Below are 15,077 nucleotides of genomic sequence, written 5' to 3'. Positions count from 1 at the left end.
CGCCCGAGGCCCTATGACCGCACCGTCCACGCACACGCCGCAGATCGCCGCCGACGCCCGGACGCCGTCGCGATTGCGGCTATCCGGACGCTGGACGCTGGAGAACGCCAACGCGATCTCGGCCGCGCTGCACGGCGCGCCGCACGAGGCGACCACGGTCGACGCCAGCGCGGTCGAGCGGCTGGATTCGCTCGGCGTGCTGCAGCTGATGCGCTTCGCGCGCCGGCGCGGACTCGACTTCGACGCCTTCGCCTTCCACGACAACCATCGCGCCCTGGTCAATGCGATCGAGGACGTTTCCGACGAGCGCCCGAAGAAGAAACGCGAATACGGCGTCTACGCCGCGCTCGCGCGCCTGGGCTACGCGGTCACCGACAACTGGAAGGAAGTGCTGGCGCTGATCGCCTTCTTCGGCGAAACGCTGGTGAAGATGCTGCGCCTGTTCAAGGAGCCGAGCCGCTTCCGCCCGACCGCGACCGTGCACCACATGGAGCAGGTCGGCCTGGACGCGGTGCCGCTGGTCGCCCTGCTGTGCTACCTGGTCGGCGCGGTGGTGGCGTTCCTGGGCGCGACCATCCTGCGCGACTTCGGCGCGACCATCTTCGTGGTCGAACTGGTCAGCATCTCGTTCCTGCGCGAGTTCGGCGTGCTGCTGACCGCGATCGTGCTGGCCGGCCGCACCGCCAGCGCGTTCACCGCCCAGATCGGCGCCATGGTCAGCCGCGAGGAAGTCGACGCGATCCGCACCCTGGGCATGGATCCGATCGACCTGCTGGTGATCCCGCGGGTGCTGGCGCTGCTGGTGATGCTGCCGCTGCTGACCTTCGTGGCGATGATCTTCGGCCTGCTCGGCGGCCTGACCGTCGGCGCCTACAACCTCGACATCCCGCCGCAGCAGTACCTGGCGCGCATGCACGAGACCATGGAGCTGCGCCATTTCCTGGTCGGCCTGTCGAAGGCACCGGTGTTCGCCCTGCTGATCAGCCTGATCGGCTGCCTGGAAGGTCTGCAGGTCGAAGGCACCGCGCAGTCGGTCGGCGAACGCACGACCTCCAGCGTGGTCCAGGCCATCTCGCTGGTGATCATCATCGACGCCTTCGCCGCGATCTGGTTCATGGAGATCGGATTTTGAACCAGACCATCGACGACCCGCGCGAACACATCGGCGCCGACACCCCGATCATCCGCGTGCGCGGCCTGGTCAACCGCTTCGGCGAGCAGGTCGTGCACGACGGCCTGGACCTGGACGTGAAGCCCGGCGAGATCCTCGGCGTGGTCGGCGGCTCGGGCACCGGCAAATCGGTGCTGATGCGCTCGATCCTGGGCCTGCGCCGGCCCGACGAGGGCCGTATCGACGTGCTGGGCATCGACGCGCGCACCGAGGACCCGGCGCGCCGGCGCGAGATCGAGCGCAACACCGGGGTGCTGTTCCAGGACGGCGCGCTGTTCTCCTCGCTGACCGTGGGCGAGAACGTGCAGGTGCCGCTGAAGGAGTACCACAGCGACCTGCCCGATTCGCTGCGCTACGAGCTGTCGCTGCTCAAGGTCAAACTCGCCGGCCTGCCCGCGGATGCGATCAACAAGCTGCCCTCGCAGTTGTCCGGCGGCATGCGCAAGCGCGCCGGGCTGGCGCGCGCGCTGGCGCTGGACCCGCCGCTGCTGTTCCTGGACGAGCCCACGGCCGGGCTGGACCCGATCGGCGCGGCCGCGTTCGACCGCCTGATCCGCACCCTGCAGCAGGCGCTGGGCCTGACCGTGTTCCTGATCACCCACGACCTCGACACCCTGTACGCGATCTGCGACCGCATCGCCGTGCTCGCCGACCGCAAGGTGATCGCCTGCGCGCCGATGGCCGAGATCGAACGGCTCGATCACCCCTGGGCGCACGAATACTTCCACGGCCCGCGCGCGCGCGCCGCCCAGGTCGCGCGCGACAAGAACACCGCCTGACACCGGGCCACGCAAGGACGCACAGGTTTGCTCTCCGCACTCTCTCCCCCTATCGCCGCCATCGACCACCTGCCCTGGGCCGCGCTCGCGCTGGCCGCGCTGCTGCTGTGGTGGCCGCGCCTGCGCGTCGCCAGCCTGGTCCTGCTCGCGCTCGCCGGCGTGGCCGGGTTCGCGCTCGGCCAACTCGACGTCCGGGTTTTGATCGCACTGGCGCTGCTGGCGCTGGCCGGCTGGATGATCCTGCCGGCGCGAGCGCAGGCCGCGCGCATCGCCGGGCACCTACTTTTCGTACTGGTCGCGCTGGCGCTGGGTTTTCATGCCGCGCCGGGCTTTCACAATCCGCTCGCGATCCCGCCGACCCGGATCACGCCCGACGCGATCGAATTCAGCATGTACCTCAATCTCGATAAGCCGCTGGTCGGGTTCTGGTTGCTGCTGGCCTGGGGCGGCGTACAGCGCGAGCGCGCGCCGCTCGATTGGTTCAAGGCCGCCTTGCCGGCCTGCCTGGCCGCGGCGGCGCTGTGCCTGGGCCTGGCCTATGCGCTGGGCCAGATCGCCTGGGCGCCGAAGTGGCCGGCCTGGGGCCTGTTGTGGGCGCTCAACAACCTGCTGCTGGTGACCCTGGCCGAAGAGGCGCTGTTCCGCGGCTACCTGCAGGAAGGCCTGATGCGGCGCTGGCGCGAACGGCGCTGGGGCGACGCGGCCGCGATCGCGGTCGCCGCCGTCGCGTTCGGCCTGGTCCATCTGGCCGGCGGCTGGGCCTGGGCGCTGCTGGCCACGGTAGCCGGCGCCGGCTACGGCGTGGCCTATCGCCGGGGCGGATTGCAGGCCGCGATGCTGACGCACTTCGGCTTCAACCTGCTGCACTTCACCGCGTTCACTTACCCCATGCTGGCATGATGTCCGCCACGAACCGCCCCCAGGGGCTCATCGTTTCAGGTGCCTGATGGAAACCAAGGCCAACTACGTCCTCATCGGCGCGTTCACGATCATCGCGACGCTGTTCCTGCTGCTGTTCGCGCTGTGGGCGGCCAAGTATTCGTCGGAGAAGAGCTGGCGCGAGTACGCGGTGATCTTCAACGAGCCCGTCACCGGCCTGTCCGAAGGCAGCACGGTGCAATACAACGGCATCTCGGTCGGCACCGTGAAGCTGCTGCGGCTGGCGCCGGACGACCCGCGCCGGGTGATCGCGCAGTTGCGCCTGCAGGCCGACGCGCCGATCAAGGCCGACACCCGCGCCAAGCTGTCGCTGACCGGCATCACCGGCAGCCCGATCATCCAGCTCACCGGCGGCAGCCCCGGCAGCCCGGCGCTGGCCGACGTCGACCGCCGCGAAATCCCGGTGATCCAGACCGAAGCCTCGGCCCTGCAGAACATCGCCGACACCGCTAATCGCCTGGTCGCGCGCCTGGATCAGGTGCTCAGCGACGAGAACGTCAAGCGCGTGTCGAACACGCTGTCGAACATCGAGGCCATGACCGGCTCGATCGCCGATCAGCGCGAGGATCTGCGCGCGCTGATCGTCAACGCGCGCAAGTCCAGCGAACAGCTGTCGGCGACCTTGGACACCACCAACCAGGCGGTCAAGAACGTCGACCGCGAACTGGTCGCCAAGCTGCCCGGCTTGATCGCCAAGCTCGACAGCACCCTGACCCGCCTCGACTCGGCCGCCAACGGCGCCAACGGCATCCTCAACGACAACCGCGCCGCGATCAGCAGCTTCGCCAACGACGGCCTGGCCCAGCTCGGCCCCACTCTGGCCGAACTGCGCGTGCTGGTGCGCGACCTGCGCCGCATCAGCGACCGCATCGACAGCAATCCGACCCGTTACCTGCTCGGCCGCGACGCCCAGAAGGAGTTCGAGCCGCAATGACCTCCCATGCCCTGCCCCGCCCTTATGCCTTGCTGCGTGCCGCCGCCGGCCTGAGCCTGCTGCTGACGCTGAGCGCCTGTTCGATCCTGGGCGACAAGCCCAAGGAGCGCTCGACCCTGTACGCGCCCGACCCGCGCGTGCAGGCCGACGCCTCCTGGCCGAACGCCGACTGGCAGCTGTCGCTGACCCCGCCGACCTCCGCGCGCATGATCGACAGCCTGCGCATCGCGGTGCGGCCGGCACCGAACGAGCTGCAGGTCTACAAGGCCGCCGGCTGGGCCAAGCCGCCCGGCGAGATGCTGCAGGACGCGCTGCTGCGCGCGCTCGAGGACTCGGGCCGGATCGGCGCGGTCGCGCGCCAGGGCAGCGGCGTCGCCGCCGACTACAAGCTGGTGCTGGACCTGCGCCGCTTCGAATCCGACTACGGCAACGGCGAAGCGCTGCCCTCGGCGACCATCGAAGTCAGCGCCAAGCTGCTGCACAACAGCGACCAGAAGATCGCCGCCGCGCGCACCTTCGTGCAGAGCCAGCGCGCGTCCACCACCGCGGTGCCGGACGTGGTCGCCGCGTTCGACGGCGCCCTGGCCGCGATCACCCGCGACCTCGGCGGCTGGATCCTGAGCAGCGGCAACGCCCACGAGCAGGCCGAGCACCCGCGCAGCGCGCACCGCTGAGGCGCGCTCACACCTCGAAGGTATCCGTCGGCCGCAGCACGCGGCCGGCCGCCGCGCCGCGATAGGGTAGAGCCGGCAGGGTTTCGACCACGATCGCTTCGTCTCCGACGCGCCGGCTGCGCAAGGCGATCGCGCCGACGTGGCCGCTGTCGACGCCGAAACTCCAGAAGCGCCAGGCCGGCGACGCCGCGCCGTTGCGCTGCAGCCGCGGCGCGCCGTCGGCACCGGGCGCGAACGCGATCCGGCCGAACGGCAGCCGCAAGCCGCGCCCGCTGGCCTTGGCGTAGGCCTCCTTCAAGGTCCAACTGCGCAGGAAGGCATCGCCGCGACGTTCCGGCGCCAGCGTCAGCAGCGCGGCCAGTTCGTCCGCCGCCAGGGTGTGCGTCGTCCACAGCTCGCTGGTTTCGCGGCCGCGCACTTCCAGATCCAGACCGGCGCGGCCGCCCGGCGCGACCAGGCAGCCGACCAGGCCGGCGCAATGCGACAGGCTGAACGCCAGTCCCGGCGCCGCCAGCGCGCGCGGACGCCCGTACGCGCCGCGCGCGTAACGCCAGTCCTGCGGCGGCCGCGGCCGGCACGCCGACAGCGCGTGCCGCACCAGCAGGCGCGCGACCAGGCCCTCGCGCCGTACCGCGTCGATCCGCAGCCGATCCAGGCGCGCGCGCTCGTCGTCGCCCAGCAAGCCGCGCTGGGCCTCGTAGAGGGCATCGTGGGCGGCGTCGACCTCGGCCAGGAACAGCCGCGGCGCGGCGTCGCCGCCGGGCGTGCGCGGTTCCAGTGCGGGTCGATCGGCAGGGCTGGCCATGCGCAGGCACCGGGGTGGGAACGTCGCCGAGCATACTGCCGCCGCCGCGCGTGCGGGCCCGGGCGACGCCCGGCTTTGAGCTGAGGGCGCAAACCCGCGACAATTCAGCCTCAGCAAGCGGAGAGCCAGCATGAGCGAACACAGCCCCAACCCCGCGCAGGTCGAACGCGACGTCATGGAGTACGACGTCGTCACCGTCGGCGCCGGTCCGGCCGGCCTGTCGTTCGCGATCCGCCTCAAGCAGCTCAACCCGGAGATCTCGGTCTGCGTGATCGAGAAGTCCAGCACCATCGGCGCCCACATCATCTCCGGCGCGGTGATCGAGACCGGCCCCCTGGACGCGTTGCTGCCGAACTGGCGCGACAACCCGCCGCCGATCTGCGTGCCGGTCACCCAGGACGAGTTCTGGCTGCTGACCAAGGAAGGCGCGCACCGCCTGCCGGTGCCGCCGGGCATGAACAACCACCACGGCAACGTGATCGTCAGCCTGGGCGCGACCTGTGCCTGGCTGGCGCCGCAGGCCGAGGCCCTGGGCGTGGAGATCTATGCCGGCTTCGCCGCCTCCGAGACCCTGCACGACGACGAGGGCCGCGTGGCCGGCGTGCGGATCGGCGACATGGGCGTGGCCAAGGACGAATCGCACAAGCCCGGCTATACCCCCGGCATCGACATCCGCGCCAAGGTCACCGTGTTCGCCGAGGGCGCGCGCGGGCACCTGACCAAGCGCCTGATCAAGCGTTTCGGCCTGGACGCGGACAGCGATCCGCAGGGCTATTCGATCGGCATCAAGGAACTGTGGCAGGTACCGGAAGACCGCGTCACGCCGGGCAAGGTCGTGCACAGCTTCGGCTGGCCGGCCGACAACCGCACCTACGGCGGCAGCTTCCTGTACCACCTGGACAAGGGCCGCATCGCCCTGGGCTACGTCAGCGGCCTCGACTACCGCGATCCCGAGTACAAGCCCTGGGAAGCCTTCCAGCAGTGGAAGAACCACCCGACGGTGAAGCCCCTGCTCGAAGGCGGCAACCTGGTCTCGGCCGGCGCGCGCGCGATCGTCACCGGCGGCTGGCAGTCGCTGCCCAAGGTCGAGATGCCCGGCGCGCTGCTGATCGGCGACACCGCCGGCCTGCTCAACGTGCCCAAGATCAAGGGCACCCACCAGGCGATCCGCAGCGGCATGCTCGCCGCCGAACACCTGGCCGCCTCCGAACTGGCGCCGGAAGGCTACGACGCCAAGCTGCGCGCCTCGCCGGCGATGGACGAGCTCAAGAAGGTCCGCAACATCAAGCCCGCCTTCAAGCGCGGCCTGTGGTTCGGCATGCTCAACGCGGCCTGGGAAACCGTCACCGGCGGACTCTCGCCGTGGACGCTGAAGAACAAGCCCGACTGGTCCTCGCTGCAGAAGCTCAGCGAAGCCGAGAAGCCCAAGCGCGACTACGTCGACCGCACGCTGGCGCCGCGCGACCGCCTGGCCGGCGTCTACTTCGCCGCCACCGAGCACGACGAAGACCAGCCGGTGCACCTCAAGGTCGCCGACACTTCGATCTGCGTGACCCGCTGCGTCGAGGAATACGACAACCCCTGCACCCGCTTCTGCCCGGCCGGCGTCTACGAGATCGTCGAGGAAGCCGCGGCCGACGGAAGCAGCGCCAAGCGCCTGCAGATCAACGCCGCCAACTGCGTGCACTGCAAGACCTGCGACATCAAGGACCCGTACGAGATCATCACCTGGGTCACGCCGGAAGGCGGCTCGGGGCCGAATTATCAGAATCTCTGAGCGTGCCGATTCGCGGCTCGCGCGTCGCGCTTTGGACCCTGGCGCTGGCGGTCGCCGCGACCGCCGGCTGGCTATGGGTCGCGCCGGCCGATTCCGCTCCGGCATCCACCGATACCTCATGGATACCCGTCGCACTCAAGCCGAGGCATCGCACTCAAACTCCGGGGATCGCGATACCGAGTGGCGGACGAACCGCCGGCATGCTCAATACGCCGGCGCGCGATGCCAGTTCCAGGCGCTGGCGATGATGGCTTCGATATCGGTACGCCGCGGCGACCAGCCCAATTGCTCGCGCGCCTTGCGGCTGGAGGCCACCAGCACCGCCGGATCGCCGGCGCGGCGCGGCGCGGTTTCGTAGTCGATCTTGGCGCCGGCGACGCGCGCGGCGGCGTCCAGCACTTCCAGCACGCTGAAGCCCTGGCCGTTGCCGAGATTGAACAGATGCGCGCCGGCGGTCTCGCCCATGAACCTCAGCGCGGCCAGGTGCGCCTCGCACAAATCGTCCACGTGCACATAGTCGCGCACACAGGTGCCGTCGCGGGTCGGGTAGTCGGTGCCGAACACCTTGAGCGCAGGCCCCCGCCCCAGCGCGCTGCGCAGCACGTTCGGGATCAGATGCGTTTCCGGCTCGTGCGCCTCGCCGATGCCGCCCTCGGTCGCGGCGCCGGCCGCGTTGAAGTAGCGCAGACTTACCGAGCGCAGCCCGTAGGCCTGCGCGGCGTCGGCGAGCAGGCGCTCGACCATCAGCTTGCTGGCGCCGTAGGGATTGATCGGGCGGGTCGGATGATCCTCGTCGATCGGCTCGCATTCCGGATGGCCGAACACCGCGGCGGTGGACGAGAACACGATGCGCTCGACGCCGGCCTCGCGCATCGCGCGCAGCAGGTTGAGCGAGCCGACGACGTTGTTCTCGTAGTACAGATACGGCTGCGCCACCGATTCGCCGACCAGCGAACGCGCGGCGAAATGCACCACAGCATCGAAGCGGCGCTGGCCGAACAGCTGCGCCAGCGCCGACGGATCGAGCAGGTCGCCCACCACCAGCTCCGCGCCGGCGACCGCCTCGCGATGCCCGGTGGACAGGTTGTCGAACACCGTGACTTGGTGACCGGCCGCCGCAAGGCGCCGGACCATGTGCGAACCGATATAGCCCGCGCCACCGCAGACCAGCACGTTCATGGATTCAACCATCGCGGCGACACGACGCGAGCGTGATCGTCATGCCGCGCGCTTGAACGCCACGCCGGTCTTCTCGCGCAGCTCGTCCTCGCTCACGCCCGGCGCGGATTCCACCAGCACCAGGCCGTCGGCGGTGACGTCCATCACCGCCAGTTCGGTGATGATGCGGTTGACCACGCCCAGGCCGGTCAGCGGCAGCGTGCATTCGGGCAGGATCTTGTGCTCGCCGTTCTTGGCGCTGTGCTCCATCAGCACCACCACGCGCTTGACGCCGGCGACCAGGTCCATCGCGCCGCCCATGCCCTTGACCATCTTGCCGGGCACCATCCAGTTGGCCAGGTCGCCCTTGTCGGTGACCTGCATCGCGCCCAGGATCGCCAGATCGATGTGACCGCCGCGGATCATCGCGAAGCTGTCGTGGCTGCCGAAATAGCTGGCGCCGGCGCGCGCGGTCACGGTCTGCTTGCCGGCGTTGATCAGGTCGGCGTCGACCTCGGCCTCGGTCGGAAACGGGCCGATGCCGAGCAGGCCGTTCTCGGACTGCAGCCACACGTCCATGCCCTCGGGAATGAAGTTGGCCACCAGCGTCGGCAGGCCGATGCCGAGGTTGACGTAGGCGCCGTCGGTGAGTTCCTGCGCGGCGCGCTGCGCCATTTGATCGCGGGTCCAAGCCATGTCGAATTCCTTGAAAGTGTCGTAAGCGTCGAGTCGTCGGATTACCGGGCGCCGCTCAGGCGCGCACGGTGCGCTGCTCGATCCGCTTTTCGGGCGTCGCGTTGAGCACGATGCGGTCGACGTAGATGCCGGGCAGATGGACGTGGTCGGGATCGATCGCGCCGATCTCGACGATTTCCTCGACTTCGGCCACGCAGACCTGGCCGGCCATCGCGCAGGCCGGATTGAAGTTGCGCGCGGTCTTGCGGAACACCAGGTTGCCGGCCTTGTCGGCCTTCCAGGCCTTGACCAGCGAGACGTCGGCCTTGAGCGCGGTTTCCATCACGTAATGGTGACCGTCGAACTCGCGCGTCTCCTTGCCGTCGGCGACCACGGTGCCGTAACCGGTGCGGGTGAAGAAGGCCGGGATGCCTGCGCCGCCGGCGCGCAGGCGTTCGGCCAAGGTGCCCTGAGGGTTGAACTCGAGTTCGAGTTCGCCGGACAGGAACTGGCGTTCGAATTCCTTGTTCTCGCCGACGTAGGACGAAATCATCTTGCGGATCTGGCGCGTCTCCAGCAGCAGGCCGAGGCCGAAACCGTCGACGCCGGCGTTGTTGGAGATCGCGGTCAGGCCCTTGACGCCGCTGTCGCGCAGGGCCGCGATCAGCGCCTCGGGAATGCCGCACAGGCCGAAGCCGCCGACCGCGAGCGTCTGACCGTCGGCGACCAGTCCGTGCAGCGCTGCCTCGGCATTGGGGAACACCTTGTTCTTCGCGTCGCCGGCGCTGCGCGTCGCGGCAATGGCCTCGGCCATGGGGGAAACTCCTTTGCGGGATAGGCGCAGTTTAGCGCGCCCGGCCGCCGGCCCCCACCGGACCTTAGGGCAATGGTCACTCGTCCCGCGGTGTGGCCCGACGTTAGACTCGGCCCATGAGCAAAATCGCCCTCGTCACCGCCATCGCCGCGACCGGAACGGACACGGATATGGTGCCGTTGATCGAAGCCTGCGCCCGCGCCGGGCTGGCCGCCGAGGTCCGCGCCTGGGACGACCCCAGCGTGGCCTGGACCCGTTACGACGCCGCGCTGCTGCGTTCGCCCTGGGATTACACCGAACGCCTGCCGGAGTTTCTGGCCTGGTGCGAGCGCGTGGCCGCGCAGTCGCGCCTGCTCAACCCGCTGCCGGTGGTGCGCTGGAACACCGACAAGCACTACCTCGCCGCGCTGGCCGAGCGCGGCGTGGCGGTGGTGCCCAGCGCCTTCGTCGAACCCGAGGCCGAACCGCTGCCGGCGCTGCAGGCCTTCCTGTCGATGCATGCCGACGCCGCCGAGTTCGTGGTCAAGCCCACGGTCAGCGCCGGCTCGCGCGATACGCAACGGTATGCGCGCGCCCAGGAATTCGCCGCCGCCAACCATATCGCGCGCTTGCTCGACGCCGGCCGCAGCGTGCTGTTGCAGCCCTACCTGGCCTCGGTCGATCGCGACGGCGAGACCGCCCTGCTCTATTTCGACGGCGTCTACAGCCACGCGATCCGCAAGGGCGCGCTGCTGCGCCCCGACACCGGCGCCACCGAAGCGCTGTTCGCGCCCGAGCAGATCGTCGCGCGCGAGCCCGGCGAGGACGAACGCGCGCTCGCGCAGGCCGTACTCGCCGCCGCGCACGACGCGCTGCAACTGGATGCGCCCCTGCCCTACGCGCGCGTCGACCTGATCCGCGACGGCGACGGCAGGCCGCAGCTGCTGGAACTGGAGCTGTGCGAGCCTTCGCTGTTCTTCCCGTATGCGCAGGGCAGCGCCGACCGTTTCGTCGCGAGCCTGCAGGCCCGGCTCTCCGCGCCTTGAGCGCGACGACGCATCGGCGATCCGAGCGGGCGCCTCAGGAGCGCCCGTACACGTCCTCGAGGCGGACGATATCGTCCTCGCCCAGATAGCCGCCGGACTGCACTTCGATCAGTTCCACCGGCTCGCTGCCGAGGTTGCGCAGACGGTGCACGCTGCCGCGCGGAATATAGGTGCTCTCGTTCTCGCGCAGCTCGAACACCTTGTCGTCGCAGGTGACTTCGGCCACGCCCGAGACCACGACCCAATGCTCGGCGCGGTGCTGGTGCTTCTGCAGGCTGAGCGCGGCGCCGGGCTTGACCACGATCTTCTTGACCTGGAAACGCTCGCCGACGCCGATCGAATCGTAGCTGCCCCACGGCCGATAGACCTTGCGGTGGAACAGGTGCTCCTGCCGGCCGGCGGCCTTGAGCTGGTCGACGATGATCTTGACGTCCTGCACGCGGTCCTTGCGCGCGACCAGGGTCGCATCGGCGGTGTCGACGATCACCAGGTCCTCGACGCCGATGGTCGCGATCATGCGCCGGTCGGATGCCCGCACCAGGCTGTCGCGGGTATCGAGCGAGATCACGTCGCCTTCGTGGCGGTTGCCGTCGGCGTCGCGTTCGGCCACCGACCATAGCGACGACCAGGAACCGATGTCGCTCCAGCCGCAGCTCACCGGCACCACCGCGGCGCGATCGGTCTTCTCCATCACCGCGTAGTCGATCGAATCGCTGGGGCTGGCCGCGAACGCGTCCTGGCCCAGGCGCAGGAAATCCAGATCGGTGCCGGCGCTGGCGAACGCGGCGACTGCGGCGGCGTGGATCGCCGGCGCCAGCCGCGCCAGTTCGTCCAGATAGCTGCGCGCGCGGAACAGGAACATGCCCGAATTCCAGGCGTAGGTGCCTTCGGCCAGGTAACGCTCGGCGGTGGCCTGGTCGGGTTTCTCGACGAAACGCTCGATGCGGTAGCCGTCGGCGCCCAGGGCCTCGCCGCGCAGGATGTAGCCGTAGCCGGTTTCGGCGTAGTCCGGACGGATGCCGAACGCGACCAGCCAGTGCTCGTCGCCCAGGCGCATCGCCGCGGCGACCGCATCGCGGAACGCCGCCTCGTCCTCGATCAGATGGTCGGCCGGCATCACCAGCAGCAGCGCTTCGGGGTCGCCGGCCAGCGCATGCAGCGCCGCGGCCGCGATCGCCGGCGCGGTGCTGCGCGCGACCGGCTCCAGCAGGATGCCGCCGCTGCGCACGCCGATCGCCTGCAACTGCTCGCCGACCATGAAACGGTGGTCGTCGGCGCAGACCGTGATCGGCGGCTGCGCGTCGGGCAGCGCATTGGCGCGCAATACGGTTTCCTGGAACAGCGAATGGTCCCCGACCAGCGACAGGAACTGCTTGGGTTGGTTCTGTCGCGAAAGCGGCCACAATCGGGTTCCGCTACCGCCGCTGAGGATGACCGGGTGAAGCATTTCGACTCCGCACTGGGGTTACGCCGTGAAGGGTACCGGATCGCGGACGTGCGTCGGCCGGTCGCCGCCGTCGCCGGTGCCCACCGCGCTCAGGCGGCAGTCACGCAGCCTCGGCGCGGCGACGCGGAGGCGGCGTGAACGGCCACGGCGAGCCGGTGCGGCTGCACGGCGCGGACGGGGCCAGCGCGCTGGTCAGCCGCTACGGCGGCCAGGTCCTGTCGTGGATCTGCGGCGGCCGCGAACGGCTGTACCTGAGCCCGCGTGCGAACTACGCGCCCGGCCAGGCGATCCGCGGCGGCGTGCCGGTGATCTTTCCGCAGTTTTCCGATCGCGGCCCCGGCCTGCGCCACGGCTTCGCGCGCCTGCGCGAGTGGACGCATGCGGGCGACGGGCGCTTCGGGTTGCGCGATGACGCGGCCGACCACGCGGCCTGGCCGCATCGGTTTCAGGCCGAACTGACGGTCGAGCTGGGCGCGGACTCGCTGGCGATCGCCCTGCGCGTGGACAACACCGGCGCCGAGCCGTTCGCGTTCACCGCCGCGCTGCACACCTACCTGGGCGTGGACGATCTGGCCGTGGTCCGGCTGCAAGGACTGGGCGGCCGTGAGTATTCCGACGCCACTCGCGATGGCGAATCCGGCGTCCAACACGAGGCCGCCCTGCGCTTCGAAAGCGAACTCGACCGGCTCTACCCCGGCGTCGCCGGCGGGCTGCGGCTGGACGCAGTCGGTCGCCGTCTGCGCATCGACGCCGAGGGTTTCCCCGACACCGTGGTCTGGAACCCCGGCGCCGCGCTCGCCGCCCGCCTGGCCGACCTCGGCGCCGGCGAGCACGCCCGCTTCGTCTGCGTGGAAGCGGCCGCCGCCGCGATGCCGGTGTCGCTGGCGGCGGGCGCGAGCTGGAGCGGGCGCCAGATCCTGACCGTCGAGGACTAGACGCCGACGCCTCGATCCGTATGGATGACCGCACGTTGGCTGCAAGCTGAGCGCCGTTCGACCTCGCCCGGCCCTGCCGCGGACATCGGCCCCTCCTGCGCCCACTCACGGTCTCCGTTAGAATTGGCGGTTCTCGGCCCCCGGGCCGCGCACCTCCCAACGGGCACCCCCAAGGAACCCCCGCACGATGAAGATCCTCGTCGGCTACAAGCGCGTGGTGGACTACAACGTCCGCATTCAGGTCAAGCCGGATGGCTCCGGCGTGGTCACCGACGGCGTCAAGCTGTCGGCCAATCCCTTCGACGAAATCGCCCTGGAAGAAGCGCTGCGGCTGCGCGACAAGGGCATCGCGACCGAGGTCGTGGTCGCCACGATCGCCCCCGCCGACGCCCAGGCGCACCTGCGCAACGGCCTGGCGATGGGCGCGAACCGCGCCATCCACGTCGTCAGCGACCAGCCGATCCAGCCGCTGACCGCCGCGCGCGCCCTGCTCAAGCTGATCGAGAAGGAACAGCCGGACCTGGTGATCCTGGGCAAGCAGGCGATCGACGACGACGCCAACCAGACCGGCCAGATGCTGGCCACGCTGTGGGGCCGCCCGCAGGCGACTTTCGCGTCCAAGCTCGAAGTTGCCGACGGCAAGGCCACCGTCACCCGCGAAGTCGACGCCGGCCTGGAAACGCTGGAAGTCGACCTGCCGGCCGTGGTCACCACCGACCTGCGCCTCAACGAGCCGCGCTTCATCAAGCTGCCGGACATCATGAAGGCCAAGAGCAAGCCGCTGGAGTCGATCCCGTTCGCCGACCTCGGCGTCGACACCGGCGACACCCTCAAGACCACCCACTACGCGCCGCCGCCGAAGCGCAGCCGCGGCGTGATGGTCAAGGACGCGGCCGAACTGGTCGCCGCACTGAAGCAGAAGGGGTTGCTGTGATGAGCAAGGTTCTGATCGTTGCCGAACACCTGGGCGGCAAGCTCAACGCCTCGACCGCCAAGTGCGTGTCCGCGGCGCAGGCGTTGAAGCCCGACGCCATCGACGTGGTGGTGCTGGCCGCCGACCCGGCCGGGATCGCCTCCGAGGCCGCGCAGATCGCCGGCGTCGCGCGCGTGCTGACCGTGGCTAACCCCGCCAACGCCGACGCGATCGCGCAAGTGCTGGCGCCGCAGGTGGCCGCGCTCGCTTCCGGCTACAGCCACGTGTTCGGCCCTTCGACCACCTTCGGCAAGGATCTGCTGCCCTGCGTCGCCGCCCTGCTGGGCGTGGCCCAGGTCTCCGACGTCATGGCCGTCGAAGGCAGCCACACCTTCAAGCGTCCGATCTACGCCGGCAACGCCATCATCACCGTCGAGGCCCCGGCCGATCACACCGTCGTCGCCACCGTGCGCACCGCGTCCTGGCCGGAAGCCGGCAAGGGCGGCAGCGCAGCGGTCGAAGCGGCCACCGCCGAGGCGACCCTGCCGAGCCACACCCGCTTCGTCGGCCTGGCCGCCGGCAAGTCCGACCGCCCCGACCTGCAAAGCGCCAAGCGCGTCGTCTCCGGCGGCCGCGGCGTCGGCTCGGCCGAGAACTTCAAGATCATCTACGACTTCGCCGACAAGCTCGGCGCCGCCGTCGGCGCCTCGCGCGCCGCGGTCGACGCCGGCTACGTGCCCAACGAGCTCCAGGTCGGCCAGACCGGCAAGATCATCGCCCCGGAGCTGTACGTCGCGATCGGCATCAGCGGCGCGATCCAGCACCTGACCGGCATCAAGGACGCGGGCACCATCGTCGCGATCAACAAGGACGGCGACGCGCCGATCTTCGAGATCGCCGACATCGGTCTGGTCGGCGATCTGTTCGCGTTGTTGCCGGAGCTCGAAAAGGCGCTGTGATCGCTAACGCCTGAATCACGAAAAAGGCCGCCCGAGGGCGGCCTTTTTTGTTGCACCGGTTGCGCGCCATGG

Annotated in this window: 15 protein-coding genes; 10 read left to right on the top strand and 5 right to left on the bottom strand. The window is 69.9% G+C overall.

What is annotated here, in order from left to right:
* The first annotated feature begins 13 nt into the window (after positions 1-13).
* Genes ASE10_RS11515 through ASE10_RS11495 form a run of 5 tightly spaced genes read left to right on the top strand, consistent with a single transcriptional unit; the run spans position 14 to position 4,497 of the window.
* A complete protein-coding gene (locus ASE10_RS11515) occupies positions 14-1,132 on the top strand; it encodes an MlaE family lipid ABC transporter permease subunit (RefSeq protein WP_055908767.1) in 1,119 nt (372 codons plus the stop codon).
* Positions 1,129-1,950, top strand: a complete 822-nt coding sequence (locus ASE10_RS11510) for an ABC transporter ATP-binding protein (protein ID WP_235565901.1) — start codon at positions 1,129-1,131, stop codon at positions 1,948-1,950. Before ASE10_RS11515 ends, ASE10_RS11510 begins: the two co-directional genes overlap by 4 nt.
* A gap of 27 nt (positions 1,951-1,977) precedes the next feature.
* Positions 1,978-2,850 (top strand): CPBP family intramembrane glutamic endopeptidase, encoded by an 873-nt coding sequence (locus tag ASE10_RS11505; protein WP_055908770.1) that lies wholly within the window; start codon positions 1,978-1,980, stop codon positions 2,848-2,850.
* Positions 2,851-2,896: 46 nt separating this feature from the next.
* A complete protein-coding gene (locus tag ASE10_RS11500) occupies positions 2,897-3,823 on the top strand; it encodes an MlaD family protein (protein ID WP_055908772.1) in 927 nt (308 codons plus the stop codon).
* Positions 3,820-4,497 (top strand): ABC-type transport auxiliary lipoprotein family protein, encoded by a 678-nt coding sequence (locus ASE10_RS11495; protein WP_055908774.1) that lies wholly within the window; start codon positions 3,820-3,822, stop codon positions 4,495-4,497. The genes ASE10_RS11500 and ASE10_RS11495 overlap by 4 nt, the downstream gene beginning before the upstream one ends.
* A gap of 7 nt (positions 4,498-4,504) precedes the next feature.
* Here the strand turns inward: ASE10_RS11495 and ASE10_RS11490 are convergent, their stop codons facing one another.
* A complete protein-coding gene (locus tag ASE10_RS11490) occupies positions 4,505-5,302 on the bottom strand; it encodes a 4'-phosphopantetheinyl transferase superfamily protein (RefSeq protein ID WP_055908777.1) in 798 nt (265 codons plus the stop codon).
* 130 nt (positions 5,303-5,432) lie between these two features.
* Between ASE10_RS11490 and ASE10_RS11485 the strand changes: the two genes are divergently transcribed.
* Positions 5,433-7,079 (top strand): electron transfer flavoprotein-ubiquinone oxidoreductase, encoded by a 1,647-nt coding sequence (locus tag ASE10_RS11485; protein ID WP_055908780.1) that lies wholly within the window; start codon positions 5,433-5,435, stop codon positions 7,077-7,079.
* Positions 7,080-7,283: 204 nt separating this feature from the next.
* Here ASE10_RS11485 and galE read toward each other — a convergent pair whose 3' ends face one another.
* Genes galE through ASE10_RS11470 form a run of 3 tightly spaced genes read right to left on the bottom strand, consistent with a single transcriptional unit; the run spans position 7,284 to position 9,726 of the window.
* A complete protein-coding gene (gene galE, locus ASE10_RS11480) occupies positions 7,284-8,258 on the bottom strand; it encodes a UDP-glucose 4-epimerase GalE (protein ID WP_157480853.1) in 975 nt (324 codons plus the stop codon).
* 39 nt (positions 8,259-8,297) lie between these two features.
* Positions 8,298-8,933: a CoA transferase subunit B gene (locus ASE10_RS11475; protein ID WP_055908787.1), complete on the bottom strand. Its 636-nt coding sequence runs from the start codon at positions 8,931-8,933 to the stop codon at positions 8,298-8,300.
* A 55-nt stretch (positions 8,934-8,988) separates the two neighbouring features.
* Entirely contained in the window at positions 8,989-9,726 is a 738-nt protein-coding gene (locus tag ASE10_RS11470) for a CoA transferase subunit A (RefSeq protein WP_055908791.1), read from the bottom strand.
* Positions 9,727-9,842: 116 nt separating this feature from the next.
* On the opposite strand from ASE10_RS11470, the gene ASE10_RS11465 reads away from it, so the two are divergent.
* Positions 9,843-10,751, top strand: a complete 909-nt coding sequence (locus ASE10_RS11465; RefSeq protein WP_055908794.1) for a hypothetical protein — start codon at positions 9,843-9,845, stop codon at positions 10,749-10,751.
* Between the two features lie 34 nt (positions 10,752-10,785).
* On the opposite strand, the gene ASE10_RS11460 is transcribed toward ASE10_RS11465, so the two are convergent.
* Positions 10,786-12,198, bottom strand: a complete 1,413-nt coding sequence (locus tag ASE10_RS11460; RefSeq protein ID WP_055908797.1) for a mannose-1-phosphate guanylyltransferase/mannose-6-phosphate isomerase — start codon at positions 12,196-12,198, stop codon at positions 10,786-10,788.
* A gap of 134 nt (positions 12,199-12,332) precedes the next feature.
* On the opposite strand from ASE10_RS11460, the gene ASE10_RS11455 reads away from it, so the two are divergent.
* From ASE10_RS11455 to ASE10_RS11445, 3 genes are all read left to right on the top strand, one after another.
* Positions 12,333-13,133, top strand: coding sequence for a D-hexose-6-phosphate mutarotase (locus tag ASE10_RS11455; RefSeq protein ID WP_056304938.1), 801 nt, complete (start codon positions 12,333-12,335; stop codon positions 13,131-13,133).
* A gap of 187 nt (positions 13,134-13,320) precedes the next feature.
* Positions 13,321-14,067, top strand: a complete 747-nt coding sequence (locus ASE10_RS11450; protein WP_055908804.1) for an electron transfer flavoprotein subunit beta/FixA family protein — start codon at positions 13,321-13,323, stop codon at positions 14,065-14,067.
* Positions 14,067-15,005, top strand: coding sequence for an electron transfer flavoprotein subunit alpha/FixB family protein (locus tag ASE10_RS11445; protein WP_055908807.1), 939 nt, complete (start codon positions 14,067-14,069; stop codon positions 15,003-15,005). The genes ASE10_RS11450 and ASE10_RS11445 overlap by 1 nt, the downstream gene beginning before the upstream one ends.
* Positions 15,006-15,077: the final 72 nt, after the last annotated feature.

The organism is Lysobacter sp. Root76, from assembly GCF_001428685.1.
Taxonomy (GTDB): Bacteria; Pseudomonadota; Gammaproteobacteria; order Xanthomonadales; family Xanthomonadaceae; genus Lysobacter.
Note: the sequence above shows the minus strand (reverse complement) of the source record. Positions and strands in the feature narration are given on the sequence as shown.

What these genes read in the sequence shown, in the direction of transcription:
- ASE10_RS11515 (WP_055908767.1), top strand. Translation starts at nt 14, where the DNA reads ATGACCGCACCGTCCACGCACACGCCGCAGATCGCCGCCGACGCCCGG.
- ASE10_RS11500 (WP_055908772.1), top strand. Translation starts at nt 2,897, where the DNA reads ATGGAAACCAAGGCCAACTACGTCCTCATCGGCGCGTTCACGATCATC.
- ASE10_RS11495 (WP_055908774.1), top strand. Translation starts at nt 3,820, where the DNA reads ATGACCTCCCATGCCCTGCCCCGCCCTTATGCCTTGCTGCGTGCCGCC.
- ASE10_RS11490 (WP_055908777.1), bottom strand. Translation starts at nt 5,302, where the DNA reads ATGGCCAGCCCTGCCGATCGACCCGCACTGGAACCGCGCACGCCCGGC.
- ASE10_RS11485 (WP_055908780.1), top strand. Translation starts at nt 5,433, where the DNA reads ATGAGCGAACACAGCCCCAACCCCGCGCAGGTCGAACGCGACGTCATG.
- galE (WP_157480853.1), bottom strand. Translation starts at nt 8,258, where the DNA reads ATGAACGTGCTGGTCTGCGGTGGCGCGGGCTATATCGGTTCGCACATG.
- ASE10_RS11475 (WP_055908787.1), bottom strand. Translation starts at nt 8,933, where the DNA reads ATGGCTTGGACCCGCGATCAAATGGCGCAGCGCGCCGCGCAGGAACTC.
- ASE10_RS11470 (WP_055908791.1), bottom strand. Translation starts at nt 9,726, where the DNA reads ATGGCCGAGGCCATTGCCGCGACGCGCAGCGCCGGCGACGCGAAGAAC.
- ASE10_RS11465 (WP_055908794.1), top strand. Translation starts at nt 9,843, where the DNA reads ATGAGCAAAATCGCCCTCGTCACCGCCATCGCCGCGACCGGAACGGAC.
- ASE10_RS11460 (WP_055908797.1), bottom strand. Translation starts at nt 12,198, where the DNA reads ATGCTTCACCCGGTCATCCTCAGCGGCGGTAGCGGAACCCGATTGTGG.
- ASE10_RS11450 (WP_055908804.1), top strand. Translation starts at nt 13,321, where the DNA reads ATGAAGATCCTCGTCGGCTACAAGCGCGTGGTGGACTACAACGTCCGC.
- ASE10_RS11445 (WP_055908807.1), top strand. Translation starts at nt 14,067, where the DNA reads ATGAGCAAGGTTCTGATCGTTGCCGAACACCTGGGCGGCAAGCTCAAC.